Origin of the sequence: Phaeobacter inhibens DSM 16374, assembly GCF_000473105.1 — a bacterium.
Classification (GTDB): domain Bacteria; phylum Pseudomonadota; class Alphaproteobacteria; order Rhodobacterales; family Rhodobacteraceae; genus Phaeobacter; species Phaeobacter inhibens.
In genome coordinates this window covers 285,304-310,650 of record NZ_KI421498.1, presented here as the reverse complement: position 1 = coordinate 310,650, position 25,347 = coordinate 285,304, and the positions used below count along the sequence as shown (strand labels likewise).

The following is a 25,347-nucleotide window of genomic DNA, read 5'->3' as shown; positions in this document are numbered from 1 at the left end:
GCCGACGCGGCCGCTGAGGGACCCGCCAGGACCAATTTGCCGAGAGCCAAGGGACGAGCGGGAGCGCATCACGCCCCCCCGCCCTGCGCGTAGAACAGGCGTCTGTTGCTGCGATCCACCACCGCCATGAAGCGGGCACGTGGTTCGTAAATCAGCACCGATGTGGGATCGAGAAGCGCCAGGAGATAAGCGCGGCTGACCTCCTCCAGCATACAGTCCTTGCCAACAATCCCGGCTGCGAAGATGCCATTGCCGCGACCCTGATCCATCGTCATCACCTGAACTGAGACCATATTGGGCGACAGTCCCTCAACCTCGAAGGCGACGGGTATGTTGTTGTCGAGGTGACGCAGCCCCGCCCGGATAGAGCGCGCCTTGGTCAGCAGCGATGAAATCCGGGTGGCCTTCACCTCAAACACACCAGCGGCGCAGTTGCGGCGGGAGAAATAATACTGCGTCTCGCCCAGCTGTACCCAATCGCCGACGGCGGCACGGGCCGCCGCCTCATCTTGCAAGGCGCAGCCCGCCAGCCCCGAAAGGGCCAGCGCCACACAGGCGACACGCGCCAGTTTGTGATATGACTGCACCGACATCATGTCGTGTTATTCGAATTCCATGATCACTTCGTCAACGGCGAGGCTGTCACCAGCGGCGGCGTTGATCGCGCTGACCACGCCTTTTTTCTCGGCGCGCAGGATGTTCTCCATCTTCATCGCCTCAATCGTGCAAAGCGCCTGACCTTCCTGCACCTCATCGCCGACTTCGACCTCCAGTTTCACCACCAGACCCGGCATCGGGCAGAGCAGCAGTTTGGAGGTGTCAGGTGCGATTTTCTCAGGCATCAGCTTGGCCAGTTCAGCCTGTCGCGGGGTGCGGACATGGACCTTCAGATCGGCCCCGCGCGAGCGGATGCGGAAGCCGCCTGAGATCTTGCCGACTTTCACAACCAGGCTGTCATCGCCCACGGTGAGCCGCGCCAGCTGGTCGCCGGGCGTCCAGTCGGAGGCGACGCGCAGCGCGCTGCCATCGTCAAAGCGCACGGTAGAGCCGTCACGATCGGCGTCAACGGTCACGTTGAAGGACACATCCTGAAGGGTCACAACCCAGTCGCTGCCGACCTTGCGTTCGTGGTTGTCCATCCGGCCCGACACGCGGGTGCGGCGGATTTCGGCAACGCGGTGCATGGCGGCAGAGGCGGCGGCGATCTTGCGCAGATCCTGTTCCGGCAGCTCCACACCGTTGAAACCTTCGGGATATTGCTCTTCTATAAAGGCGGTGGTCATGGTGCCCGCGATAAAGATCGGGTGATCCATCACGGCACTGAGGAACGGCAGGTTGTGACCAATCCCCTCAACCTCAAACCCGTCGAGCGCGTCGCGCATTGCCGCAATCGCCGCATCGCGCGTTGGGCCCCAGGTGCAAAGCTTGGCGATCATCGGGTCGTAGTACATTGAGATCTCACCGCCCTCAAAGACGCCGGTATCATTGCGCACAGCGAGTTCCCCCGCAGGCGCATCACCCTGCCATTTGCCGCTGTCATGCAGCGGGCCTGCAGCCACTTCGGCGGGCGGGCGATAACGGGTCAGACGACCGATGGAAGGCAGGAACCCCCGATAAGGATCTTCGGCATAGAGACGGTTTTCAATGGCCCAGCCGTTCAGTTTGACATCGTTCTGGGTGATCGACAGCGGCTCGCCACCGGCGATGCGGATCATCTGTTCGACCAGATCCACACCGGTGATCAGTTCGGTGACCGGGTGTTCCACCTGAAGGCGGGTGTTCATTTCCAGGAAGTAGAAGTTTTTGTCGCCATCGACGATGAATTCCACGGTGCCGGCGGAGGCGTAGCCCACCGCCTTGGCCAGCGCCACGGCCTGTTCACCCATGGCGCGGCGGGTGTCCTCATCGAGGAAGGGCGACGGCGCCTCTTCCACCACTTTCTGGTTACGACGCTGGATCGAGCATTCCCGCTCGCCCAGATAGATGCCGTTGCCATGGGCATCGCAGAGCACCTGAATTTCAATATGGCGCGGCTGGGTGACGAATTTCTCAATGAAAATCCGGTCATCACCAAAGGAATTCGCGGCCTCGTTCTTGGAGGACTGGAAGCCTTCGCGGGCCTCGGCGTCACTCCAGGCGATCCGCATCCCCTTGCCCCCACCGCCGGCGGAGGCTTTGATCATCACCGGGTAGCCGATCTCGTTGGAAATCTTCACCGCCTCATCTGCGTCGGCGATCAGGCCCATGTAGCCGGGCACGGTGCTAACACCGGCCTCCTGCGCGATTTTCTTGGACGTGATCTTGTCGCCCATGCTTTCAATCGCGCCGACCGGCGGGCCGACAAAGGCGACACCGTCAGCGGCCAGCGCCTCGGCGAATTTGGCGTTTTCGGACAGGAAACCATAGCCCGGATGCACCGCCTGCGCGCCGGTTGCGCGGATCGCCTCCATCACCTTGTCGATGACGATATAGGACTGGTTCGCGGGCGGCGGGCCAATGTGGACGGCCTCGTCGGCCATTTTCACATGCAGGGACTGCTTGTCGGCGTCCGAGTAGATGGCAACGGTCTTGATACCCATCTTACGGGCGGTCTTGATGACGCGGCAGGCGATTTCGCCCCGGTTGGCGATCAGGATCTTCTCAAACATTGGCTGTCCCTTGTCTTCGGTGTCTTCCGTGAGGCGCGAGGACATGCCCCCGCCACGGTCTTGGCTTCGTCGGAGCACAAAAAAGGCCACGCCGGAGAAATCTCCGGGCGCAGCCTTTGTGCGGTGGATATGCGGCGCAGCCCCTTACCCGCGCGGGGTAAGCGATCAGGCGTCAGGCCTGTCTGCGGGCAAGCGGTCTTCTTAACACTTGCGCGGATTTTCCTTGCAGTAGATGACATTGGCCGCAGCACCAACGGCAGCGCCTGCGACGAGATTGCCGTTGAGCAGCGCCGAGCCGACCGCACCGGCGCCGGCGCCATAGACAACCTGTTCGCCCGTGGTGTCGCCACAGGCGGCAAGTGTGGTGCAAAGGCCAAAGGCCGCGAGAATGAGTTTTGCCTGCATGGGGGTGATCCTTCGTTGTGTGATCCAAGCTCTGCACAACTGTTTGCAGCCCCCCGGACAGGAGGCAAGGATATCCGGTCTGCATCAAGAGGATGCGCAGAAGCCTGCCAAACACTGGGGGGCAATTGGCAAGCTTCCGCCTTTGCATCCAAGGAAAAAATGGGCAGGCCGCGATTGGGGGGGCAAACCTGCCCTTCCAGGCGAAGGGGCTGGATCAGATGCACGACAGGCTGACCTGTCTCTGTCAGACTGCCCCCAGTCCGGCGCAGAAACATCCCCTGAGTTGCAAACCACGCGGATTTGGCGAGAACTCGCGCAAACCGGGAAGTCCCGTGCAGAATTATGCCGAAATCCGCCAGAATAGGCCTATTTGACCACCAGTTAGTGTCACCGCCCCGCAGTCGAGGAAACCCTTTTTGGGCCCGTGCGACACGCAGATCCGTGGAAAACGCCAGCAACAGATTCGCCGAAATCCTGTCGCCACAGCCGCGCTGCAACCACCCCGTGAGGCGGTCGCAACGGACAGGGTTATGAAGGATCCCGGCCGACATCTTAGCGGGCGTTTCCGTCGAAGACTTCGGGAAAGGACAGCTGGGCGGCATCAACGTCGATGACCAGCAGCGCCTCATAGCTTTCAGGATCAAACGGGTCTTCTGCAGCAATCACCTCGCGGCCAAACAGCCAGCTGAGACGACCGGCATCCAGATTGCCCCGTTCAAAGGGCTGGTCGCCAAAGCAGTCCCACAGCGCCTGCATGAAGCCGGCATCAGCGCGCCGGTCCGCCGGACGACGGTCGCGAAACCGCTCGCGCCGGGTGATCGGCGTGACCCCTTTGGGGTTGGGACGACGGATGATGAATTGAAAATCGGTGCCCGGCAGACGACCGGGAAAGCCGCGGTGTTTTAGCATGATGGTGCCTCCGGTCCGGCACCCCGCGGGACGGTGGAGTCCGGCCGCAGGGCCGGACCCCTGTAGTGATTACTTGTATTTGCCGGTGTAGACAGGCTCAGCCGAAATCGGCTCGGGCTCGACAACGACGTATTCTTCTTCCTGCTGTGCACAGGCTGCGGCGGCTGCAAGCAGGCCCGCGAGGGCAACGAGTTTGATGCTCTTGGACATTTCTGTCTCCCAATTGTGTCTTTGAAACCTGCGCGGGCCACGGCCGGCGCCTGCCTCATCCTCAAATAACAGATCACACGTATGTGATCTGGCGCGAGAATAACCGAGATGCGCGCGGTTTCACATCCCAAAGCCGAGCAGGACGGCAGTTCGCGGGATAAAGCTGCAAAAAAGCGCCAGTTTTCAGCCTTGATCGGCATATTTGTGACGCCGGGCGCCACCAGAAGCGGATGCGGCGCGCTGATGTCGCCGGTGCGGATATCGGGCGGCAGACAGGAGATCATCAGAAGGCCTCCCAGATACAGTTGTCACCCTCGGGGCGGTAGCTTTCGAAGAACTGCGTTGCGGCGGTATCGGCCTGGCCAAAGGGCACCTCACGGTCCGACAGCGAAATCACTACGCGGGCGGGCGCCAGCTGATGCTGCCGCAGATAGGCCAGAGCAAGTGTTTGGCAGAGGTGATCCATGTCCGGCGCCGCCTGTTCATAGGTGATCCCCGCCAGATCGCGCGCAATCTGCGGCGCCAAGAAGCGGAATCGCACCCAGAGTTCACCGGTGGTTTCGTCCAGCAGCACTTCATGGAGATTGACGCTCTGCCCCGAGGGCACATCAAGGGGGACAGCATCCGCCCGCTCTGCGGTGCCAAGGCACAGGGCAAGCGCAGACAAAGAAAGGCAGGAAACAGATGTAATGACAGGCCCAATACCGCAGCCCCGACCCCAAAAACGATGGGCTCCTCCTGTCGGGGCTGCAGGCGCTGCACACGCGGTGCGCGCTGTCCGATATGAGCTGGCGCGGATCATGGAGCAGATTCGGTTCCGGTGTCAAACAAAGACGCAAATGTGGGCGCTAACGCGTGAGGTCGCTCAAATTGATCGCATTTTGCGAACAATCCGCCCTGATCACGCAGGATTGGTTCCAGGGCCCTGATTTCCCACAGGCTTTCGCCGCCATCACGGCAGCATATCCGGGCATATCGCAGCGCTGACATCAAGGTTGCATCCTCATCGCCCCTCGCAACCAAGGCGATATTTACCTTTGGCCGCAAGGGTCTGGGTTCAGGAATTCCGGAGTGGTCCGGACCTCAAAGAGGGATATTGTCGTGTTTCTTCCACGGATTCTTCAGCTGCTTGCCCCGCAGCGACGCAAAGGCGCGGCTGACGCGTTTGCGGGTGGATTGCGGCATGATCACCTCATCGATGAAGCCACGTTCCGCCGCCACAAAGGGATTGGCAAAGCGCTCCTCGTAGTCCTTCGTGTGCTCGGCAATCTTGTCGGCATCCGCCAGATCGGCGCGGTGGATGATCTCGGTCGCCCCTTTGGCGCCCATCACCGCGATTTCCGCCGTCGGCCAGGCATAGTTGAAATCGCCGCGCAGATGTTTGGACGCCATCACGTCATAGGCACCGCCATAGGCCTTGCGGGTGATCACGGTAACCTTCGGCACCGTCGCCTCGCCATAGGCAAAGAGCAGCTTCGCGCCATGTTTGATGACGCCGCCATATTCCTGGCTGGTGCCCGGCAAGAAGCCCGGCACATCCACCAGCGTCAGGATCGGGATCTCAAAACAGTCACAGAAGCGCACGAACCGCGCGGCCTTGCGGCTGGAATCGATATCCAGACAGCCCGCCAGAACCGTGGGCTGGTTGGCGACAACACCCACGGTCTGCCCCTCAAGGCGGATGAAGCCGGTGATGATGTTTTTGGCAAAATCTTCCTGAATTTCGTAGAAATCCCCCTCATCCGCGACTTTGTGGATCAGCTCCTTCATGTCGTAGGGCGTGTTGGGATTCGCAGGAATCAGGGTGTCGAGCGAGGTCTCAACGCGGCCCGGCTCATCAAAGAAGGGGCGCACCGGCGGTTTTTCGCGATTGTTCAGCGGCAGGAAGTCGACCAGTCGGCGGACCTCTGCCAAGGCTTCTACATCGTTTTCGAAGGCCCCATCGGCCACCGAAGACTTCTTGGTGTGGGTCGAGGCACCGCCCAGTTCTTCGGCGGTCACCACCTCATTGGTGACGGTCTTCACCACGTCGGGTCCGGTCACGAACATGTAGGATGTGTCTTTCACCATGAAGATGAAATCGGTCATCGCGGGGGAGTAGACCGCGCCGCCGGCACAGGGGCCCATGATGACGGAAATCTGCGGCACCACGCCGGAGGCCATGATGTTGCGCTGGAACACTTCGGCATAGCCCGCAAGCGAGGCGACGCCCTCCTGGATGCGCGCGCCACCGGAGTCGTTGATGCCGATGACCGGCGCGCCATTCTGCACCGCCATATCCATGATCTTGCAGATCTTTTGCGCGTGGGTTTCCGACAGGGAGCCGCCAAACACGGTGAAATCCTGGCTGAACACATAGACCATCCGGCCATTGATGGTGCCCCAGCCAGTGACCACACCATCCCCCGCGGGGCGCTGGTTCTCCATGCCGAAATCCGTGCAGCGGTGCGCCACGAACATATCGAATTCTTCGAAACTACCCTCGTCCAGCAGCAGTTCAATCCGCTCGCGCGCGGTCAGTTTGCCGCGCCCGTGCTGGGCGTCGATCCGCTTTTGTCCGCCCCCCAGTCGCGCTGCGTTGCGACGGTCTTCCAGCTCGGAAAGGATATCTTTCATGGCCATGCCCCCTGTTGAATTTCAGGCGACCATAGACGCTGAACACGCGAAGCCAAAGGCAATAATGGCAAATTTGCAAAGCATTTGCGTAGAGGATGCGCTAATTTGCAAATCAGCGCGGAACCGCGCAGAAACTGCCGAAGCGGCGGGTGTTCTTGATGTGCTGACGGATGTACTCGTATCACCGGGGTCGACTAACGGAAACGGAACACCCCCCATGTTACAACCTTCCCAGATCATCCAGGCGATGCAATTCGACGGGTTCTACACCCGCAACCCGGTCAATACGGATGACGCCCCACGCCTCACCATCACCTATCAGTTCGCGGGCAACTCCGCGCCGGGCGACCTGCCCACCGGCTCGAATTATTCCGGCTGGCAGAGCTTCAGCGCCGCCGAGCAAGCTGCCTTCGCCGAGGCGTTCGCGCATATCGAAACCTTCCTCAATGTCGATTTCGTCGAGGTCCAGGGCTCCAGCGATCCGGATCTCAACCTCGGCTCAGTCACTATTCCGGGCAGCACGGTGGGCATCGGTGGCTACAGCATGAGCTTCCGCGGCGATGATATCACCCGGTGGGATGGTTATGCCGTGTTCGATAACACGCTGGATATGTCACAAGACAACCGTGAGAGCCTGATCCTGCATGAACTGGGACATGCTCTTGGTCTTCAGCACACCCATGACTCAAACCTGCCTGAAGAGTATGACAGCAACCTCTATTCGGTGATGTCCTACCGGGAAAACCCGCTGAACGGACAGGACAGTGATGCGATGATGCTGTTTGACGTGCTGGCGCTGCAGGACATCTGGGGGGCTGCGGATTTCAACACCAGCAACACCACGTATCGCGGATCGCGCACGGATACGGTCGATGTGGTCTGGGACACAGGAGGCACGGACACTTTCAACGCCAGCAACCGAACCAATGCGGTGACGCTGGACCTGCGCGAGATGCATTTTTCAAGTTTCGATGCCGACAGTGATGTGACCATCGCCCAGGGGGTCACCATTGAGAATGCCATTGGCGGGCGAGGACGCGATCGCATCACCGGCAATGACTCCAACAACCGGCTGGTCGGCGGCGGCGGGCGTGACACGTTGCGCGGTGACGGCGGCAATGACGCGCTGAACGGCAACAGCGGCGTGGATCTGCTGGTCGGCGGTGGCGGCAATGACCGGCTGAACGGCGCTGGCGGCAACGATCGGCTGGTGGGAAACAGCGGTGCTGATCTGTTCATCTTTGCCCGCAAAGGCGGCAATGACACCATCCGCGATTTTCAGGACGATATCGATACCCTGCGGATTGTCGGGCATGGCAGCAAAGCAGATGTGCTGGCCCGTGCCAGCGAGGTGGGGGATGATCTCTACTTCGATCTGGAGGGCAACCACAGCATCACCCTGCGCAATATGACGTTGAATCAAATCAGCGACGATCTGCTGGTCTGAGACCGCTGAATATGGACAATCGCCGCGGTGTGACCTAACTCGTTCACATGCGAACCATTCCGCGGCGATTTCTGGACCGTCGGTCCAACCCAAATATCGGCACGCTGATCCTGCTGTCAGGACTTTCGGCGCTGGCGATGAATATCTTTCTGCCCTCCCTTCCCGGGATGGCGCGGTATTTTGATGCTGACTACAGTCTCATGCAGCTTTCGGTCGCGCTCTACCTTGCGGTGAGCGCGATTGTACAGATCTTTGTCGGGCCTATATCGGACAAACTGGGACGGCGCCCGGTGATCCTCTGGGGGGTGGCGCTGTTCCTTCTGGCGACATTGGGCTGTCTTTATGCGCCCTCAGCCGAGATTTTCCTGTTGTTTCGGATGTGCCAGGCCATCGTTGCCTCGGCCATGGTGCTGAGCCGGGCTGCGGTGCGCGACATTTATGACAGCGATCAGGCTGCCAGCATGATCGGCTATGTCACCATGGGCATGGCCGTTGTTCCAATGATTGGCCCGATGATTGGCGGCGCACTGGAAGAGACCATCGGCTGGAAGGCCAATTTCTGGCTGTTGATGGCACTGGGGGCCGGCACATTTGCCATCGCCTATCTGGATCTGGGCGAAACCGCTCGCAAGAGTGGCAAAACGCTGATGGCCCAGTTCCGGGAATACCCCGAATTGTTGCGGTCCCCTCGGTTCTGGGGCTATTCGCTGGCCTCGGGCCTGTCGTCAGGGGCGTTTTTTGCCTATCTCGGCGGCGCACCCTTTATGGGGACGCAGGTCTATGGACTGTCGGCGGCGCAATTGGGCGTGTACTTCGCCTCCCCGGCAGTTGGCTACTTCGTCGGCAATTTCCTGTCCGGGCGCTATTCCGTGCGAATTGGCCTCAACCAGATGGTGCTCTGGGGGTGTCTGATCAACGGTGTGGGCGTGGCGCTGTCGCTCGTGCTGGCGCTGCTGGGAGCCGACAGCGTTTATTCCTTCTTCGGGTTCATGACTTTTGTCGGGCTGGGCAATGGTATGGCCATCCCCAATGCCACCGCCGGCGCGATCTCCGTGCGCCCGCATCTGGCGGGGACAGCGTCGGGGCTGGCCGGCGCGATCATGATTGGCGTGGGCGCGGGCCTCAGCGCTTATGCCGGCTATCTGCTGGTACCGGGATCAACTCCGGTGCCCCTCCTGGCAATCATGCTGGGCACCGCAGTTCTGGGCTTTATCTCAATCCGGGTGGTGATCCGCCGTGAGAAGACGCTCGGACTCTGAGGCGCAGCTTTCTGTCCCTTCCGTGCTGCGCGTAGCACCAAGCGACGGTAGGTTGAAAGATCACCCCCTATTGCGCCAACTGATTTGCAATTCTACAATTGCAGAACCCTCAGTTTGCAAAGGTAACCAGGATGGCGCAACAGAAACTCTATGCCGGGGCCAAGCTGCGGGAAATGCGGCTGCGCCTGTCGCTGACACAAAAGGAGTTTGCCGCCAAACTGGGCGTCTCCCTGCCCTATCTCAACCAGATGGAGAACAACAACCGGCCGGTCTCGACCACCGTGGTGCTGGCGCTGGCGCAGGAATTTGGTCTGGATGTGACTGAGCTGTCTGCGGGAGACAGTGAGCGGCTGGTCAGTGACATGCGCGAAGTGATGGCCGACCCTGTTTTTGCCGATGACACGCCCCCGATGGCGGATCTGCGGCTGACAGCCTCCAACGCGCCTGCCCTGGCACGGGCCTTACTCACCCTGCACCGCGCCTATCGGCAGACCCATGAGCGGCTGGCTTCGCTGGATGAGGCCCTGGGACGCGAGGATGCGCGCATTCAGGCCTCTCCTTGGGAAGAAGTGCGCGATTTCTTCCACTATTGCGACAACTACATTGATGCGGTGGACCGCGCCGCTGAGAATTTCTGCGGGCGGCTGGATGCCCGCAGTGCGGCAATCGCGGCGCTGGATCAGGCCGGGATCAGCGTGGTGTTCGGCGATATCGACGGGTTGCGCAAATTTGATCCGGCGGGAAAAGTTCTGCGACTGTCCAACCGGGCCTCGCCGCAGACACAGCTGTTTCAGCTGTTGCTGCAGGTGGCGCTGCTGCATCAGAATGATCTGCTGGAGGCGACGCTGGATTTCGCAAAATTCCACAGCGAGGCGGCGCGGTCGATCGCCAAGATCGGGCTGGCCAACTATTTTGCCGGGGCTGCCATGATGCCCTATCGCCAGTTTCTGGACGCGGCGGTCGAATGTCGGCATGATCTGGAGCTGCTCTCCACCCGCTTTGGCGCCTCAATCGAGCAGGTGGCCCATCGGCTCTCAACATTGCAGCGCCCGGGCGCCAAGGGCGTGCCGTTTTTCTTTGTGCGGGTGGATCAGGCGGGCACGATCACCAAACGCCATTCGGCCACCAGGCTGCAATTTGCCCGCTTCGGCGGCGCCTGCCCCTTGTGGAACGTGCACCGCGCGTTTGAAACGCCGGGCCGGTTCCTGCGGCAATTGGCGGAGACACCGGACGGGGTGCGCTATATCTCGCTGGCGCGGGATGTCTCGAAACCCGGTGGCTCCTTCGGCTCACCGGTGCGTCGCTATGCCATTGCACTGGGATGTGAGGTGCGCCACGCCGATGCGCTGGTCTATGCAGATACGCTGGATGTGAGCCAGGACAGCGCCTATGAGCCGATCGGGATTTCCTGTCGCATCTGCGAGCGGCGCGACTGTCATCAGCGTTCGGTGCCGCCGCTGGAACGCAGGCTCAGCATCAATACCGATCAACGCGGCGTGCTGCCTTATGAGGTGAGCTGACCCATCGCCCATCGCGCAATTTTCTTGCTAAGGAAGTTGCCAAGGATTTTGTAGAATCCTTGGTCACCGGGGGCGCAGCGGTCTGCGCCCGAACCGGCAGATCAGCTACGCAGCCGGTTTAGCAGCGTGGACACAAGGGAGGTTTTTCGAGGAGGCTCAACAACATCCGGATGGCTGATCTCTTCGGCGGTCAGGACCCGGCGCACAGCCGCCAGAATTTCCGCATCGCTGTCAGACCCAGCGGTTCCATACATGTCCTCAGCGAAAGCAGTCTGGCAGCTCTGTTCCATCTGGCATCTCCCTCAACTCTACCCGCTCCGGCAATGATCCGCGCCGGGGCACATTCGTTTGCTGTACTCAGACTATACGAAAGTGCGGGAGATCGCCCTATTTTGCCTCAAATTTGATGAAATTTGGTTAATACTCGCGGCCTAGCGAAAACAGTCCGCCCCTAGTGCCGTATTGTTTCCACAAGCCGTGCAATCGTGGCGCGCTGGGTCCGTTTCCTGCCCGATCCATGCTCTGCACCAGCTTTGAATTTCCGGTAAAAGGCGCCTGCAGAATTGCCTGTTTTGCAGGATCAAAAGCAAAAGGGCGCCTCAGGCGCCCTTCCAATCGGTTCTTCCGATAGGCTTCATGCTTTGGACAGAATGCCCCAAATCTCATCCTTCAGTGCTGCGCGTTGCTTGCGCAGGCCGGTCTCCGCCTCAGCGCTGACCGGTTCCACATTGGTTTCGGCGCGATGCACTGCGCGGTTCACCGCGTGATACTCGTCCGAGAGTTTGGCAAAATGCGCGTCGGATTGTTTCAGCTGGCTGATCTGCGCTGTTTTATCGGGAAATTCTTCGGCCAGCTCATGCGGGGTATTGGACATCTGTTCGCTCCTTTTTCTTAGCGTCAGACAGAGCGTAGGGCGACGGGTCGTCAGCCACCTTGACGCGGATCAAACCCGCGGCGACAGCGCTAAAAAAAGACGCCCGCGCAACGGTGTGCAGCGGGCGTTTCAGGGATCGTGATTAACGGCAGTCGCAATACCGGGATCGCGACATAGGGGTCAGCGTTGTGAACCTTCCCAATTCGGGTTGAACCACGGTTCCGCATTGGAAGACGGCAGGCGGCGACCCAGAATATGATCAGAGGCCTTCTCTCCGGTCATGATTGAGGGGCCGTTGAGGTTGCCATTGGTAATGCGGGGGAAGATCGAGCTGTCGGCAACGCGCAGCCCCTCAACACCGATGACACGGCATTCCGGATCAACCACCGCCATCGGATCCTCTACTGCGCCCATCTTGCAAGTGCCGCAGGGGTGATAGGCGCTCTCAACATGTTCGCGGATGAAGCCGTTCAGCTCCTCATCCGATTGCAGCGCGTCGCCGGGCTGGATCTCATGCTTCACGAAGGGTTTCATTGCATCCTGCGCAAAAACCTCACGGGTCAGGCGGATACATTTGCGGAAGTCTTCCCAGTCCTTCTCCGTGGACATGTAGTTGAACAGGATCTTCGGCGCATCATTGGGATCGGCAGAGGCCAGCGTGACCTCCCCGCGCGAGTCCGAGCGCATCGGGCCGACATGCGCCTGAAACCCGTGCCCCTCGGCCGCCGCCTGCCCGTCATAGCGGACGGCAATCGGCAGGAAGTGGTACTGGATATCCGGATAATCCACCCCCTTGTCAGAGCGGATGAAAGCGGCGCTTTCGAACTGGTTGGAGGCGCCAAGACCGGTTTTGGTGAACAGCCACTGCGCGCCCACCAGTGCCTTGCCAAAGAGGTTCCAGTATTTGAACAGGGTAATCGGCTGTTTCGAGGCGAACTGGAAATAGAATTCCAGATGGTCCTGCAGGTTCTGCCCGACGCCGGGGCGGTCAACCACCACATCAATACCATGCTCGGCCAGGTGTTTTGCCGGACCAATGCCCGACAGCATCAGCAGTTTGGGCGAATTCAGCGAAGACGCCGCAAGAATGACCTCGGCATTTGCCCGGATGACTTCGATCTTGCCGCCACGCTCGACCTCAACCCCGACGGCGCGACCGTCCTCAATGACCACCTTGCGCGCCAGGGCGCGGATCATCTCGCAATTGTCGCGCTTCAGCGCCGGTTTCAGATAGGCGTTTGCGGCGGACCAGCGCTGACCTTTGTAGACGGTCATTTCCATTGGGCCAAAGCCCTCTTGCTGTTCGCCGTTGTAGTCCTTGCTCACCGGATAGCCGGCCTGCTCCCCCGCCTTGACGAAGGCCGCGTGCAGCGGGTTATCGCGGGGGCCGCGGGTCACATGCAGCGGGCCGTCGGTGCCGCGCCAATCAGGATCGCCACCATGACCGCGATCATCCCAGGTTTCCATGCGTTTGAAATAGGGCAGCACGTCGGCATAGGACCAGCCCGCGGCCCCCGACTCGGCCCAGTGGTTGTAGTCGCCTGCATGGCCGCGCACATAGACCATCCCGTTGATCGACGACGACCCGCCAACCACCTTGCCGCGCGGGCAGACCAGTTCACGCCCGCCCAGATGCGGTTCGGGCTGGGATCTATAGCCCCAGTCGTACATCGACATATTCATCGGATAGCTCAGCGCGCCGGGCATCTGGATGAAGGGGCCCGCATCTGTGCCCCCGTGTTCAATAACCAGCACCGATTTACCGGCCTCTGACAGCCGGTAAGCCATGGCACAGCCGGCTGATCCGGCGCCAACAATCACATAATCCGCGTTCATTGCGTCTCTCCATTGCGGATTCGGGCTGGGTCAAGGATGCCTGTGGCACCGCGCCCTGGCGCGGCTTGTCCTTGAGGCATCCCGAATCTGCCTCATCATTGTTCTGGTCTGCTGAGGACGCAAAGCGCCCTCAGCGACCTCTCAGCAAACCCTTTCCTCTTGCCCTTTTGGGCAACGGGGCGGGTGGGTGGGCGTTGCCCAAAAGGGCAATCAGAAGGCCGCCTCGACGTCACCCATGCGGACGTAGACGGATTTCACCTGGCTGAAATGCTTGATCGCCTCTTTCGAGTTTTCGCGGCCCACACCAGACGCCTTCACACCGCCAAACGGCGCCTCAACCGGCGCGTCGTTGTAGGAGTTGATGAAGCAGCTGCCGGCCTCAAGATTGCCGATCACCCTGTGAGCGCGGGTGAAATCCTTGGTGAACACACCGGCGGACAGACCGAATTCGGTGTCATTGGCGCGGGCGACAACTTCTTCTTCGGTGTCGAAATCGAGGACGGACATGACCGGGCCAAAGATTTCTTCGCGCGCGATGGTCATATCGTCAGTCACATCGGCAAAGACGGTCGGCTCAATGAAATAGCCGTCCATGTCTGCACGCCTGCCGCCGCAGATCAGACGCGCGCCTTCTTCCTTGCCCTTCTCGATGTAGCCCAAGACGATGTTCATCTGGTTCTCGGTCACCATGGGGCCAAAGCTGGTCGCCTCATCCATCGGGTCGCCGAGGATGGCGTTGCCGGTGCGCTCCGCCAGCCGGGCCAGGAACTTCTCCTTGATGCCCTTCTGCACGAACACGCGGGTGCCGTTGGAGCAGACCTGACCGGAGGAGTAGAAGTTGCCGTTGATGGCGCCACCCACGGCGTTGTCGATGTCGGCGTCGTCAAAGATGATCAGCGGCGACTTGCCGCCCAGTTCCATGGTGACGTGCTTCATGCCCTCAGCCGCCGCCGCATAGACTTTCTTGCCGGTCGGCACCGAGCCGGTCAGCGACACCTTGTCGACGCGGGGGTCGGTGACCAGCGCACCGCCAACCTCGCCCATGCCCTGAACAACGTTGAAGACGCCCGCCGGGGCGCCGGCCTCGATCAGGATTTCCGCGACTTTCAGCGCGCAGAGCGGGGTGGTCTCGGAGGGTTTGAACACCATGGAGTTGCCGCAGGCCAAGGCTGGCGCGCCTTTCCAGCAGGCGATCTGCGTGGGGTAGTTCCACGCACCGATGCCAACACAGAGGCCAAGGGCTTCACGTTTGGTATAGACCCAATCCTCACCCAGCGGGATATGCTCGCCGGTGAGGCTCGCTGCCAGACCGCCGAAATACTCCAGCGCGTCAGCGCCGGAGGTGGCGTCGGCCACAAGGGTTTCCTGCAGCGGCTTGCCGGTGTCATAGGTTTCCAGAACCGACAGATCGTGGTTGCGCTCGCGCATGATGTCAGCGGCGCGGCGCAGCACGCGGCCCCGCTCGGTGCCGGTCATCTTGGCCCATTCTTTCTGGGCTGCTTTGGCGGTGGAGAGCGCTTGTTCGACGATTGCCGGGGTGGCCGCGTAGACGGTGGTGATCTGCTCACCAGTGGCAGCATAGATCACCGGGATCGGCGTGCCGGCGGTGTCTTCGACGTATTCGCCATTGATGAAATGGCTGGCTTTGGGCTGTGCGGGGTGTGTCATGATTTTATGCCTCCGGCGGGGATATTTAGGGCCAGAAGAACTGGCGTAGGAGTGTGTGTGAGTGGTCTATTCGCCGCGAGGAAAGCGGTTGCCGTCCTCAACGTCGTTCAGATCCATGTGGTTGCGCATGTAGCGTTCGGATGCTTTTTGCAGCGGCTGGTAGTCCCAGGGGTAATAGCCGCCTTGGCGCAGCGCCCCGTAGACGACCCAGCGGCGGGCCTGGCTGGCGCGGACCTCTGCGTCAAAGCGGCCCAGATCCCAGCGGGCCTCGGACTTGGCGCGTAAGGTCTGCAGCGTGCCTGCATGGGCCGGGTCGCCGGCCAGATTGTCGAGCTCCTGCGGATCCGCCTCCAGATCGAACAGCTGATCGGGGTCCAGCGCGCAGCGGTTGTATTTCCATTTGCCATACCGCAACGACACCAGCGGCGCATAAGAGGCCTCCCCGGCGTATTCCACGGCAACAGGTTCGGTGCGCTCTGTGCCCATCGCCAGCGGCAGCAGGTTTTGCCCATCTGTCCAGGGCTCGATCTCTGCCATATCTACACCGGCCAGCGCGCCCAGCGTTGGGGTCACGTCCAATGTGGACACCGGCGTCTCGATCAGCCCGGCAGGCAGATTTGGAGCCGAGATCATCAGCGGCACGCGGGAGGAGCCTTCGTAAAAGCTCATCTTGAACCACAATCCCCGCTCCCCCAGCATGTCGCCGTGATCAGAGACAAAGAGGATAATCGCCTCTTGCCGGGTGGTTTCCAGCACCTCAAGGATCTCGCCAATCTTGTGATCAAGGTAGGAGATATTGGCGAAATAGGCGCGGCGGGAGCGTTTGATATCCACTTCCGAGATATCAAAGCTGCGCCAGTCGTTGGCGTCAAAGATCCGTTTGGAGTGGTTGTCGTGGTCGGCATAGTCCATCGCCGGAACCTCTGGCAGCAGATGCTCGCAATCCTCGTAGAGATCCCAGTATTTGCGGCGCGCCACATAGGGGTCATGCGGGTGGGTAAAGCTGACGGTCAGGGCCCAGGGGCGATCATCCTTGCCACGCGACAGATCATAAAGCTTGGCCTTGGCGTGATAAGCGACCTCATCGTCATATTCCATCTGGTTGGAAATCTCGGCGATGCCTGCGCCGGTGACCGATCCCATATTGTGATACCACCAGTCAATCCGCTCTCCCGGTTTGCGATAATCCGGCGTCCAGCCGAAATCGGCCGGGTAGATATCGGTGGTCAGGCGGTCCTCAAACCCGTGCATCTGGTCGGGACCGACGAAGTGCATTTTGCCGGACAGGCAGGTGTAGTAGCCCGCGCGGCGCAGGTGGTGGGCGTAGGTCGGGATATCACTGCGGAACTCAGCGGCATTGTCATAGACGCCGGTGCGCGACGGCAATTGACCGGACATGAAAGAGGCACGGCCCGGCGCGCAGAGAGGCGAGGCGGTATAGGCGTTCTTGAAACGGGTGGAGCGGGCCGCCAGTTTTTTGAGGTTGGGCGCATGCAGGAAATCAGCGGGACCATCGGGGAACAGTGTGCCGTTCAACTGGTCAACCATCACGATCAGGATATTCGGGGCGGTCATCTTTCCAACGTCTCCTCTGTCTTTGCAATGCGGCCTTGGGCCCGGTGATAGCTTGCAACAGGTGGTGTTTTACGGGGCCAGAGGCGCGCGACACAAAGAACCAATCCTGTCAGATGTCTGAATGCGGCGATGCCGCTAAAGGCCCCGGCCCTGCCATCTGGCGGGCCGGGGCGCCCGGTCTTTAGTGGGCTGTTTTGATACGATCGAAATCGAGGGTGTTTTCCTCAGGCGACGTGGTGATCGCCGCAACTTCGCTACGCTTCTTCACGAAGATGTAGATCAGGCAGGCGATGTAGATGCCGATCACCACGGTGCCGACCCACTGGATTTGCAACCACTGGCTCTGGAAGGCCAGCGTCAGGGCAAAAAGCGCCACCGCATTGCCAAGCACATAAGGCAGCTTGCCCAGACGTTCGGCGCTGAGGTTCATGTTGTCGGTGTAAAGGCGGATCAGCGAGTCAAACGAGTTGATCACGAAGAGGATGCCAACGACAGTCATGGACCAGTTGATCAGACCAGCGGTCGGGATGGTATTGAGGTGGTAGAAATACAGCACCGAGAACCACACCGCGAGCGGGATCGACGGGAACACCAGAAGTGCGGCGAGCAGCTGCCATGTGGTCAGACCGCCAACAAAGCGCGAGGTGAACTGGCCAATCATGATCGACCATGCAAACCACCAGAACAGGTAGAATTCATGGTATTCGGTCAGCGGCAGGATGAATTTATGGATATTGCCGAAGTAGCCGCCGATATTGCCAGCAGTCGAGACGAATTCGCCAAGCCCCATACCTGCATAAGCCCACATGCCGAGGATCAGCGCGAAGAACAGGAAGGTCGAACCCACCGACAGGATACGGACGTATTTGATGTCGGTCGAGGAATAGGCCGCCGCCAGGATCACCAGGAAGCAGATCACGTAGAAGGCCGGGATGACCGTCTCACCGTCGCCAACTTCGGCGATATAATAAGGCATGTAGATGAGGAACAGCGCACCGGTGAAGGCACAAGTGGTGATGATTACCAAGTTGTTCAGCAGCTTCACGATACCGATCTCAAAGAACTTCACCCGCGGTTCGATGGCGCAGAAGTAGAATGAGGTCAGGAAGTAGAAAGCCCAGATCAGAAAGCCCCAGAAGCCGAACTCAAGCGCCAGCGGATTGGTGAACGCATAGGCAGGTTCTGCTGCGGTATCCGCATAAAGCGGGTAGTCAAAGGCCAGCGGGAACATGATAAGCCCCACATCCAGACCCGAGGTGAAGAGGATTGCGATGAAGGTGAACAATGGCACCGGGGTGACCCCGACAATGCGCATGTTCCACCATTTGATCACGCAGAAAATCACCAGCGCAAAGGCCAGCAAGATCCCGGCTGAGATGATTGTTGTCATACGTCCCTCCCTTGGATGGGCGTTGATCGCCCTTTTGACGTGTGGGAGAGGCATAGCAGAAAAAAGGTCATCTCTAAACCTATTTTTAAATGGCCGTTCAAGATCCGGAATGCGCATAACAGGAGTTGAAACGCAGAGCGACCTGACGCAAGACTGAAGAATGGGTAGAAAAAGAATTCGCGACATCCGCAATGAAGAGCTGATCGAAGCCACCATCGTCGCCGTTCATCGACGTGGTTATGGTGTTGTTACCATGGCAGAAATCGCGAGGGAGGCCGGGGCCTCGGCGGCCTCGATCAACTATTACTTCGGCTCCAAGGAAGGGCTCATGGAAGCCACGATGCGCCATCTCCTAAACAAGTTGCGCGAGGCAATGATCCGGGGATATGCCACCGCGAAGAGCCCGAAAGAGCGGCTTTATGCGGTGATGGATGCCAATTTTGACGATGAATTATTCAGCGTCGCGCAATGCAGTCTCTGGATGCAGTTCTGGGCCAGCGCCCCCTATTCGCCGCGTCTGTCGCGGCTGCACAGAATCAATCGCAGCCGGGTGCGCAGCCATTTTCTGGCAGAGTTGAACGGCTTGTTGCCGCCGGACCGGGTGGAGACGGCCCGTCACGCCCTGCAGTGCTATATGGACGGGGTCTGGCTCCAGGCCGCCCAGTCCGAGACGCCACTGGATTCCGCCCAGGCCCGCCGCGCTGCGCATCGGGTGGTGGATCTGGCGTTGAACTAGCGCCCCCTTCCCCCGCACAGCTGGAGCGCGCGCCACTCAGTTCAGTGGCAGATCGTGGCGCTGATAGCGCAGCTCAGTCCCGCGCGGCATGTATGACAGCACCAGCTCGTTCTCTGTCAGGGAGATGATCCGGTAGCAATGGGTGGGGCCACCATCCTCGGCCTGGGCGACCAGATAGGGACCCGCCCCTGTGGCGTCATCGCAGGCGGTCTGTACCGACAACAGCTCAGTCATGGTTTCGACCGATCCGTAGAAATTGCGCCGCGCCGCCCCTTCGATGACAAAGAGGTCATAAGCATCGGCCTGCGAGACCCATTGGCCAGCCAGATCATCCAGCATCAGATCGTGCCGGGTTTCCTCACGCTTGGTCAGGGCGTTCAGGCTGGCGAAGGTCACGCGATCGCCGGATGTCAGGCTCTTTCCCGACACCCGTAGGGGCGTGCCGGGGTCCAGCGCCTGTAGTCGGTCGATGATGGCCGGATCCGTCATCCCGTCGTTCGTCACGCAAAGCTGCCCTGCCCCCATGACCAATTTGCAAATCACCCGACCATCGCCACGCTCCTCGCAGCCCTGAAAGGTCACATCCTGATCAAAGGCGCTGTCTGCCGTCGCGCCCGCCCCCGATAGCACCGTGCTGAGTGGGCCAGCACCGCCGGTCTTCGGACGGGAATGATGGCTCAGCCGGGCCACATAGGCCACTACGGGCTGACCGCTGTTGGACGGGGGGGCAGGAACATCGGTGTCGATCTTGGCGAAAAATGCGCTGTCATAGCCACGGATCGCGCAATCCCGGTCGCCGTAGATCGTGAATTCGCCCGGTGCTGTGCAGAATGAAATCCGCTCATCCAGAAACTGCCAGTTCTCCGCCTCGCTGCGGAAATAGTAGAACCGGTTCTTAAGCGGGTCATCGAGTACCCGTTCACAGGTTTCAGGTGGCAGCGCCCACCAGCCATGGGACATCCACCGCCCGTCATCGCGGTAGGCCAGGCTGACGGATTGGGGCACAGCGGTGTCGTTGCAGATCTCCAGCCCTGCGTAGCTTGGACCGTCCGGACCCGCGGCCTCCCCCTGGGCAGGCAGTGCCAGCCCCAGCGGTGCCAGCAGAAACGCCAAGATCAGTCGGGCGCGCATGTGTTTCACCTTTGTTACCGAATCCGTTCGAGGTCCCTAGCAGCGCTATGTGACGGTTTTGCGAAATCAGACTTTTGTGGCGAGGCTGGCCGGTGTCAGCGCCCGTCGCTTCAGCACCGCCTCGCGCCAGGTGATGAAGCTGACAGCCGCCAGGATCAGGCAGCCCCCGGCCACCACCCAGATATCGACCGCCTCACCAAAGACCAGCGCCCCCAGCAGTGTTGCCCAAAGCAATTGCAAAAACGTTACCGGTTGAGTGACCGTTACCGGCGCCGACGCGAAGGCCAGTGTCATTGTGTAATGTCCGGCGGTGGCAAAACAGGCGACCGCAAACAGGATCGCCAGCTCCCACAGGGTGGGTGTCACCCACACCGCGGCGGCGAACGGCGCCAGAAACACCGTCACCCAGATCGAGAGCATCGCCACGACCACCACCGGGCTGGTGCCATCCACGGTGGTTTTTGCCAGAAGATAAGACGCGCCAAAGGCCAGTGCGGTGAATAGCATGGCGATATGGCCCGCCTCCACCTCGCGAAACCCGGGCCGCAGGATGATCAGCGCGCCAATCAGCGCCACCAGAATGGCCCCGACCCGGCGCAACGCCATGCGTTCCCCCAGAAACAGCGCCGCCCCGATGGAGACATAGATCGGCGAGAGGTAATTCATTGCCGTGACCTCTGCCAAGGGGATCTGGGTCATCGCAAAAAACCACAGGATCACCCCCAGGGTATGGACAAACCCCCGCATGGCAAACAGCCCCCAGAGGCGCGGTGTCAGCTGGCTGCGGCGCAGCGCGCCAATCATCGGCAGCAGAAACACCAGCCCCAGCAGATACCGCAGGAAGGCGGATTCTGCTGGTGGGACACGATCGCCGAGATATTTGACCAGCGCCGTCACCGCAACAAAGCAGAAGCCCGTCATCAGCATCCAGAACACGCCTCGCAAGGGCTGGTTGGCGGCAGTGCTTTGTGCAGGCGATGGAGAGTTTTGCGATGTTGAGGTCATGGCGGGCATGAGACCACCGGGACCGCTGCAGAACAACCCTTCACATATGAAATATCTTCAGGCATGGGCCATCTGCATTGGTTTGGTCGGGTAACGCGCAGATCTTCATCGCGGCAGACCCTACATCAGCAATAGTTTGAGCGCGATGGCCCACATGGTTAGGCCAACCAGCACATCCAGCACCTGCCAGGCCCGAGGCCGGGCAAAGACCGGGGCCAGAAAGCTGGCGCCATAACCCAGCGTGAAGAAGAAGACGAAGCTGGATACGGCAGCCCCAAAGCCGAACACCAGCGGCTGCGGATATTGCGCCGAGATTGAGCCGAGCAACACCACGGTATCCAGATAGACATGCGGATTGAGCCAAGTCAGCGCCAGCACCGTTGCCAGCATCGGCCAGAGCGTTACCGGCGCCCCCTGCCCGTCGGCACTGTCCAGATGCGCCCCGCCCCGCCAGGCGGCCATCAGACTGCGCGCACCATACCACAGCAGAAACGCCGCCCCGCCCAGTCGCATCGCCAGCTCGAACCAGGGCACCGCCAGCGCGAGAGAGCCGAAGCCCAAAACACCGGCAGTGATCAGCAGCGCATCAGAGCTGGCACAGGTGAAACAGATCCAAAACACATGCTGTCGCCGCAGCCCCTGCCGCAGCACAAAGGCGTTTTGCGCGCCAATGGCCATAATGAGGCTGAGGCCAAGAAAGAAACCGGCGATCAGGCTGGGGGGCATGGGGATATCCTTTGGTGGTCTCTGCGCGGATCGGTCTCCGCATCTGCGACTTTGACTACGCCGCCTGAGTGCTGTACGCAAATTAATCCGAATAACCTCAATTAAGCAGAGCTAATGAAATTCGACCCCAATCACCTTGCCGCGCTCTCGGCGGTCCTGCGGCTTGGCTCCTTTGAGGCGGCGGCGCAGGCGCTGCTGGTCACGCCCTCAGCGATCTCGCAGCGGATCAAGGCGCTGGAGGATCGGATCGGCAGCAGCTTGGTGCAGCGTGGCAGCCCGTGCCTTGGCACCGAGGCTGGGCTTCGCATTGCCAAACACGCCGAGGATGTGGCCTTGCTGGAAGCGGCTGTGTCAGAGGATCTGCGGCTGGAGCGCGCGCGCGGTGCATCGCGCCTGCGGGTGGCGATCAATGCGGACAGTCTGGCGACCTGGTTTGTTCCGGTGATGGCCGCCTGCGACGGGCTGCTGTTTGATCTGGTGATCGACGATCAGGATCACAGCGCCGACTGGCTCCGCCGGGGCGAGGTTTCGGCGGCGGTGACCGCCCATGCCAAGCCGGTGACCGGCTGCGATGCCCACCCATTAGGGGCGCTGCGCTATATTGCGACGGCCTCACCAAGGTTTCGGGAGCGCTGGTTTGCCAACGGCGTGACACAAGAGGCCGCAACGCGCGCGCCCTGTCTCATATTTAATGCCAAGGATCAGCTGCAGGGGCGCTGGCTCAGCGCACATGTCGGCAGCGGGATTGCACCGCCCGCCCATTTCCTGCCGTCCAGTCAGGCCTTTGTCGATGCCGCCTTGGCAGGCGTGGGCTGGGGGATGAACCCCGAACAGCTGGCCGCACCTTATCTGACGGCAGAGCAGCTCTGCCCGCTGATCCCGGACACCCCGCTGGATGTGCCATTGACCTGGCAGGTGAGCCGGGTATTGGCCCCCGCCCTTGCCGATGTGACCCGTGCCGTGCTCATATCAGCGCGTCGGCATCTGACGCCGATCTAACCACCGGGGGCACGGCAGTGCCAGAGGATCACGACACCAGCAAAACGAACGGCAGGTTATCCAACCTGAGAACCGACCCCGCCCGCACCTCGCCAAAGCGGTTGCGCATTCTGACACTGGGGCGCAGCTTTCTATGGCAGCTGGTTCTGCCAAGGATCGTGGTGCTGCTGACATGGGTACTGTTGAATACGGTCGTGGTGCTGCCGATGCGGTTGCTCTATGCGCTGGTTCTGATCGACGCGCTGCTGCTGCTGTGGCAGGCGCGGTGTTTCCTCCGCAGTGCGGATGCTCATATCCGCGACACCGGACATCTGGCGCCGGTCTGGGGCGGATATCTGGCCATTCTCTTTGCCGGTTTTGCCACGGTGACCTTGTGGTGGGACGCGATCCTGATCGCCACTGCCCCGGTGGAGCCGGATTATGCCGAACAGGAACGGCTGGCGCGCGAGGCGCTTTATGACTTGTCGATCACCCCGGATGGCCGGAGATTGATTTTTGCGGGTGAGATTCCGCATGGGCTGACCCGCCGCATAGAGGCGATGATGGAAGACGCACCCGCCCTGCGCGAGGTCGCCCTGAGCGGTCCCGGCGGCCTGATCTATGAGGCCCGCGGCGTGGCCCGGCTGATCCGTGAGCGCGCGCTGGATACGGTGGCGGAGGGTACATGTGCCTCGGCCTGCACGCTGATCTTTGCCGCAGGGCGACAGCGGAGGCTCGCGACTGAGGGCGCCCTTGGGTTTCATGCCTATGCGCTGGATTTTCCCGGCGGGTTGCCTCAGGTGGATCTGAAACGAGAACAGGCCCGCGACCGGGCCTTCCTGATCGAACAGGGCATCAGCGCAGGGTTTGCCGACCAGCTGTTTGCCACCGCGAGCAGTGACCTGTGGATGCCGGACAGAGATGAGTTGCGGCGCGAAGGCGTGTTGACCCAGCCCTGACATCCTGCGGTCAGCTCAGGATCTTGGTCATGCGGTAATTGTGCAGGGCGACACCGCGGCGTTCAATCTCGCGGCGCCCCTCGTCGGTGAACCCCTGCCGGACGAAAAATCGCTTCGCCGCCTCGCTCGCCTCGACAAACAGGCTGCTCAGCCCCAGATCCTGCGCCCGGATTTCCAGCTGCTGATAAAGCGCAAGACCTACGCCGGTGCCTGCAACTTTCGGATGGCAATAGAAGCAATCGATGTGACCGTCACGCTCCAGCTCAATGAAGCCCTGCGGCTGATCCGTGTCGTCTACTGCGACAAAGACAGATCGCCCGTCATCTGCGCGGCCCTGCCATGCCTCTGCCGGGGCCGGTTGCGGGCTCCAGGCGGCGCATTGCTCCGGGCTGTAGTCCCGCGCGCTTACCCCATGCACGGCAGCATGAAAGATCTGCGCCAGCGCTGCGGCATCTTCGGGACGGAAAGGTCTGATATTCATGACTTTATCCTTCTACAGCATAGGGCCTGCAGCCATTGTGCAGACGAAAAAGGCCCGCCAATCCGGCGGGCCTGAGGGTCTTAGCCCTGTTCAGTCTGGGGCAGCGTATTACAGCTGCTCCATCACCTCATCCGAGGCTTCAAAGTTGGTGGTCACGCGCTGCACGTCATCATCGTCCTCCAACGCATCCACCAGTTTCATCAGCTTCTGCATGCCTTCGAGATCCAGTTCCGTGGTGGTGGTGGGCTTCCACACCAGCTTGGTCGAGTCGGACTCGCCCAGCTCACCTTCCAGCGCGTTGGACACCTCGTTGAGGTCGGTGTCGGCGCAGTAAATGATATGGCCATCTTCGGAGCTATCAACATCCTCGGCGCCCGCCTCAATCGCGGCCATCATCACGGTGTCCGCATCACCGACCGTCGCCGGATAGGTCACTTCCCCCTTGCGGTCGAACATGAAACCGACGGAGCCGGTTTCCCCGAGGTTGCCACCGTTCTTGGAGAAGGTGGAGCGCACGGTGGAGGCGGTGCGGTTGCGGTTGTCGGTCATGGCTTCGACGATGACGGCCACGCCATTCGGGCCATAGCCCTCATAGCGGATTTCTTCGTAATCGTCGCCTTCACCGGCAGTGGATTTCTTGATCGCGCGATCAATCACATCCTTGGGCACGGATTGGCTCTTGGCTTCTTTTACCGCCAGACGCAGACGCGGGTTTTTCTCAGGATCGGGGTCGCCCATTTTGGCGGCGACGGTGATTTCCTTGGAGAGTTTCGAGAACAATTTCGACCGCGCGGCGTCCTGACGGCCCTTGCGGTGCTGGATATTCGCCCATTTGGAATGGCCTGCCATGGTGCATCCTTGCTGCTTCAATTTCGATCTGGCGCCCATATAGCCCCGACACCGGGGGGCTTTCAAGCGCCCCATATGCGCCCTGCCCCCCACATCACTAACCGATCACATGCGCGCACCTCTCT

24 protein-coding genes are annotated in these 25,347 nt (G+C 60.7%); 6 read left to right on the top strand and 18 right to left on the bottom strand.

All coding sequences use genetic code 11. From position 1 onward, the window contains the following. Nucleotides 1-68 precede the first annotated feature (68 nt). The 7 genes from INHI_RS0105060 to INHI_RS0105030 all read right to left on the bottom strand — a co-directional run bounded on the left by INHI_RS0105060 (nt 69) and on the right by INHI_RS0105030 (nt 6,788). On the bottom strand, nt 69-593 hold the full coding sequence (locus INHI_RS0105060) for a hypothetical protein (RefSeq protein WP_247655942.1): 525 nt from the start codon (nt 591-593) through the stop codon (nt 69-71). Between the two features lie 9 nt (nt 594-602). Continuing rightward, nucleotides 603-2,648, bottom strand: coding sequence for an acetyl-CoA carboxylase biotin carboxylase subunit (locus tag INHI_RS0105055; protein WP_027246944.1), 2,046 nt, complete (start codon nt 2,646-2,648; stop codon nt 603-605). 201 nt (nt 2,649-2,849) lie between these two features. Then, nucleotides 2,850-3,053 carry a hypothetical protein gene (locus tag INHI_RS0105050; protein ID WP_014875158.1) on the bottom strand — a complete coding sequence of 68 codons (204 nt, stop codon included), beginning with the start codon at nt 3,051-3,053 and terminating at the stop codon, nt 2,850-2,852. A 552-nt stretch (nt 3,054-3,605) separates the two neighbouring features. Further along, nucleotides 3,606-3,962, bottom strand: a complete 357-nt coding sequence (locus INHI_RS0105045) for an SH3 domain-containing protein (protein WP_027246943.1) — start codon at nt 3,960-3,962, stop codon at nt 3,606-3,608. Nucleotides 3,963-4,031: 69 nt separating this feature from the next. Further along, complete coding sequence (locus tag INHI_RS21185) at nt 4,032-4,172, bottom strand: hypothetical protein (RefSeq protein ID WP_014880466.1); 141 nt, start codon at nt 4,170-4,172, stop codon at nt 4,032-4,034. Nucleotides 4,173-4,455: 283 nt separating this feature from the next. Then, a complete protein-coding gene (locus tag INHI_RS0105035) occupies nt 4,456-4,839 on the bottom strand; it encodes a DUF6497 family protein (protein WP_254656849.1) in 384 nt (127 codons plus the stop codon). 416 nt (nt 4,840-5,255) lie between these two features. Next, nucleotides 5,256-6,788 (bottom strand): acyl-CoA carboxylase subunit beta, encoded by a 1,533-nt coding sequence (locus tag INHI_RS0105030; RefSeq protein ID WP_014875161.1) that lies wholly within the window; start codon nt 6,786-6,788, stop codon nt 5,256-5,258. Nucleotides 6,789-7,005: 217 nt separating this feature from the next. Here INHI_RS0105030 and INHI_RS0105025 point away from each other — a divergent pair, with 217 nt between their 5' ends. From INHI_RS0105025 to INHI_RS0105015, 3 genes are all read left to right on the top strand, one after another. Further along, nucleotides 7,006-8,235, top strand: coding sequence for a M10 family metallopeptidase (locus INHI_RS0105025; protein WP_254656848.1), 1,230 nt, complete (start codon nt 7,006-7,008; stop codon nt 8,233-8,235). A gap of 47 nt (nt 8,236-8,282) precedes the next feature. After that, nucleotides 8,283-9,494 (top strand): multidrug effflux MFS transporter, encoded by a 1,212-nt coding sequence (locus INHI_RS0105020; protein ID WP_014880470.1) that lies wholly within the window; start codon nt 8,283-8,285, stop codon nt 9,492-9,494. A 131-nt stretch (nt 9,495-9,625) separates the two neighbouring features. Next, nucleotides 9,626-11,014, top strand: coding sequence for a helix-turn-helix domain-containing protein (locus INHI_RS0105015; RefSeq protein ID WP_014875164.1), 1,389 nt, complete (start codon nt 9,626-9,628; stop codon nt 11,012-11,014). Nucleotides 11,015-11,115: 101 nt separating this feature from the next. On the opposite strand, the gene INHI_RS20335 is transcribed toward INHI_RS0105015, so the two are convergent. The 6 genes from INHI_RS20335 to INHI_RS0104985 all read right to left on the bottom strand — a co-directional run bounded on the left by INHI_RS20335 (nt 11,116) and on the right by INHI_RS0104985 (nt 18,357). Beyond that, nucleotides 11,116-11,304, bottom strand: coding sequence for a hypothetical protein (locus INHI_RS20335; protein WP_014880472.1), 189 nt, complete (start codon nt 11,302-11,304; stop codon nt 11,116-11,118). Between the two features lie 344 nt (nt 11,305-11,648). Further along, nucleotides 11,649-11,888, bottom strand: coding sequence for an HP1242/YdcH family protein (locus INHI_RS0105005; RefSeq protein ID WP_014875165.1), 240 nt, complete (start codon nt 11,886-11,888; stop codon nt 11,649-11,651). Nucleotides 11,889-12,068: 180 nt separating this feature from the next. Continuing rightward, the gene (gene betA / locus INHI_RS0105000) at nt 12,069-13,724 is read right to left on the bottom strand and encodes a choline dehydrogenase (RefSeq protein ID WP_027246940.1); all 1,656 of its coding nucleotides are present in this window, start codon (nt 13,722-13,724) and stop codon (nt 12,069-12,071) included. A 210-nt stretch (nt 13,725-13,934) separates the two neighbouring features. Further along, entirely contained in the window at nt 13,935-15,392 is a 1,458-nt protein-coding gene (betB, locus tag INHI_RS0104995) for a betaine-aldehyde dehydrogenase (protein ID WP_027246939.1), read from the bottom strand. A gap of 66 nt (nt 15,393-15,458) precedes the next feature. Then, nucleotides 15,459-16,967 (bottom strand): choline-sulfatase, encoded by a 1,509-nt coding sequence (gene betC, locus INHI_RS0104990; protein ID WP_027246938.1) that lies wholly within the window; start codon nt 16,965-16,967, stop codon nt 15,459-15,461. A 181-nt stretch (nt 16,968-17,148) separates the two neighbouring features. Continuing rightward, the gene (locus INHI_RS0104985; RefSeq protein WP_027246937.1) at nt 17,149-18,357 is read right to left on the bottom strand and encodes a choline transporter; all 1,209 of its coding nucleotides are present in this window, start codon (nt 18,355-18,357) and stop codon (nt 17,149-17,151) included. A gap of 160 nt (nt 18,358-18,517) precedes the next feature. On the opposite strand from INHI_RS0104985, the gene betI reads away from it, so the two are divergent. Then, complete coding sequence (gene betI, locus INHI_RS0104980; RefSeq protein WP_027246936.1) at nt 18,518-19,093, top strand: choline-binding transcriptional repressor BetI; 576 nt, start codon at nt 18,518-18,520, stop codon at nt 19,091-19,093. Between the two features lie 36 nt (nt 19,094-19,129). On the opposite strand, the gene INHI_RS0104975 is transcribed toward betI, so the two are convergent. From INHI_RS0104975 to INHI_RS0104965, 3 genes are all read right to left on the bottom strand, one after another. Beyond that, nucleotides 19,130-20,224, bottom strand: coding sequence for a DUF1036 domain-containing protein (locus tag INHI_RS0104975; RefSeq protein ID WP_014880476.1), 1,095 nt, complete (start codon nt 20,222-20,224; stop codon nt 19,130-19,132). 66 nt (nt 20,225-20,290) lie between these two features. Then, complete coding sequence (locus INHI_RS0104970) at nt 20,291-21,229, bottom strand: DMT family transporter (protein ID WP_081497220.1); 939 nt, start codon at nt 21,227-21,229, stop codon at nt 20,291-20,293. A 120-nt stretch (nt 21,230-21,349) separates the two neighbouring features. Further along, the gene (locus INHI_RS0104965) at nt 21,350-21,955 is read right to left on the bottom strand and encodes a LysE/ArgO family amino acid transporter (RefSeq protein ID WP_014880478.1); all 606 of its coding nucleotides are present in this window, start codon (nt 21,953-21,955) and stop codon (nt 21,350-21,352) included. 114 nt (nt 21,956-22,069) lie between these two features. On the opposite strand from INHI_RS0104965, the gene INHI_RS0104960 reads away from it, so the two are divergent. Both INHI_RS0104960 and INHI_RS0104955 read left to right on the top strand, forming a co-directional pair. Beyond that, the gene (locus INHI_RS0104960; RefSeq protein WP_027246935.1) at nt 22,070-22,954 is read left to right on the top strand and encodes a LysR family transcriptional regulator ArgP; all 885 of its coding nucleotides are present in this window, start codon (nt 22,070-22,072) and stop codon (nt 22,952-22,954) included. Between the two features lie 17 nt (nt 22,955-22,971). Next, complete coding sequence (locus tag INHI_RS0104955; protein WP_027246934.1) at nt 22,972-23,892, top strand: COG3904 family protein; 921 nt, start codon at nt 22,972-22,974, stop codon at nt 23,890-23,892. Nucleotides 23,893-23,902: 10 nt separating this feature from the next. Here the strand turns inward: INHI_RS0104955 and INHI_RS0104950 are convergent, their stop codons facing one another. Both INHI_RS0104950 and INHI_RS0104945 read right to left on the bottom strand, forming a co-directional pair. After that, nucleotides 23,903-24,373: a GNAT family N-acetyltransferase gene (locus INHI_RS0104950; protein ID WP_027246933.1), complete on the bottom strand. Its 471-nt coding sequence runs from the start codon at nt 24,371-24,373 to the stop codon at nt 23,903-23,905. 108 nt (nt 24,374-24,481) lie between these two features. Then, the gene (locus INHI_RS0104945; RefSeq protein WP_024096685.1) at nt 24,482-25,222 is read right to left on the bottom strand and encodes a YebC/PmpR family DNA-binding transcriptional regulator; all 741 of its coding nucleotides are present in this window, start codon (nt 25,220-25,222) and stop codon (nt 24,482-24,484) included. Nucleotides 25,223-25,347 lie beyond the last annotated feature (125 nt).

What these genes read in the sequence shown, in the direction of transcription:
- INHI_RS0104960 (WP_027246935.1), top strand. Translation starts at nt 22,070, where the DNA reads ATGAAATTCGACCCCAATCACCTTGCCGCGCTCTCGGCGGTCCTGCGG.
- INHI_RS0104950 (WP_027246933.1), bottom strand. Translation starts at nt 24,373, where the DNA reads ATGAATATCAGACCTTTCCGTCCCGAAGATGCCGCAGCGCTGGCGCAG.
- INHI_RS0105045 (WP_027246943.1), bottom strand. Translation starts at nt 3,962, where the DNA reads ATGCTAAAACACCGCGGCTTTCCCGGTCGTCTGCCGGGCACCGATTTT.
- betC (WP_027246938.1), bottom strand. Translation starts at nt 16,967, where the DNA reads ATGACCGCCCCGAATATCCTGATCGTGATGGTTGACCAGTTGAACGGC.
- betA (WP_027246940.1), bottom strand. Translation starts at nt 13,724, where the DNA reads ATGAACGCGGATTATGTGATTGTTGGCGCCGGATCAGCCGGCTGTGCC.
- INHI_RS0105020 (WP_014880470.1), top strand. Translation starts at nt 8,283, where the DNA reads ATGCGAACCATTCCGCGGCGATTTCTGGACCGTCGGTCCAACCCAAAT.
- betB (WP_027246939.1), bottom strand. Translation starts at nt 15,392, where the DNA reads ATGACACACCCCGCACAGCCCAAAGCCAGCCATTTCATCAATGGCGAA.
- INHI_RS0104975 (WP_014880476.1), bottom strand. Translation starts at nt 20,224, where the DNA reads ATGCGCGCCCGACTGATCTTGGCGTTTCTGCTGGCACCGCTGGGGCTG.
- INHI_RS0104945 (WP_024096685.1), bottom strand. Translation starts at nt 25,222, where the DNA reads ATGGCAGGCCATTCCAAATGGGCGAATATCCAGCACCGCAAGGGCCGT.
- INHI_RS0105015 (WP_014875164.1), top strand. Translation starts at nt 9,626, where the DNA reads ATGGCGCAACAGAAACTCTATGCCGGGGCCAAGCTGCGGGAAATGCGG.
- INHI_RS0105005 (WP_014875165.1), bottom strand. Translation starts at nt 11,888, where the DNA reads ATGTCCAATACCCCGCATGAGCTGGCCGAAGAATTTCCCGATAAAACA.
- INHI_RS0105055 (WP_027246944.1), bottom strand. Translation starts at nt 2,648, where the DNA reads ATGTTTGAGAAGATCCTGATCGCCAACCGGGGCGAAATCGCCTGCCGC.
- INHI_RS0105025 (WP_254656848.1), top strand. Translation starts at nt 7,006, where the DNA reads ATGTTACAACCTTCCCAGATCATCCAGGCGATGCAATTCGACGGGTTC.
- INHI_RS0105050 (WP_014875158.1), bottom strand. Translation starts at nt 3,053, where the DNA reads ATGCAGGCAAAACTCATTCTCGCGGCCTTTGGCCTTTGCACCACACTT.
- INHI_RS21185 (WP_014880466.1), bottom strand. Translation starts at nt 4,172, where the DNA reads ATGTCCAAGAGCATCAAACTCGTTGCCCTCGCGGGCCTGCTTGCAGCC.
- INHI_RS0104970 (WP_081497220.1), bottom strand. Translation starts at nt 21,229, where the DNA reads ATGACCTCAACATCGCAAAACTCTCCATCGCCTGCACAAAGCACTGCC.
- INHI_RS0105030 (WP_014875161.1), bottom strand. Translation starts at nt 6,788, where the DNA reads ATGAAAGATATCCTTTCCGAGCTGGAAGACCGTCGCAACGCAGCGCGA.
- INHI_RS0104985 (WP_027246937.1), bottom strand. Translation starts at nt 18,357, where the DNA reads ATGACAACAATCATCTCAGCCGGGATCTTGCTGGCCTTTGCGCTGGTG.
- INHI_RS20335 (WP_014880472.1), bottom strand. Translation starts at nt 11,304, where the DNA reads ATGGAACAGAGCTGCCAGACTGCTTTCGCTGAGGACATGTATGGAACC.
- betI (WP_027246936.1), top strand. Translation starts at nt 18,518, where the DNA reads ATGGGTAGAAAAAGAATTCGCGACATCCGCAATGAAGAGCTGATCGAA.
- INHI_RS0105060 (WP_247655942.1), bottom strand. Translation starts at nt 593, where the DNA reads ATGTCGGTGCAGTCATATCACAAACTGGCGCGTGTCGCCTGTGTGGCG.
- INHI_RS0104965 (WP_014880478.1), bottom strand. Translation starts at nt 21,955, where the DNA reads ATGCCCCCCAGCCTGATCGCCGGTTTCTTTCTTGGCCTCAGCCTCATT.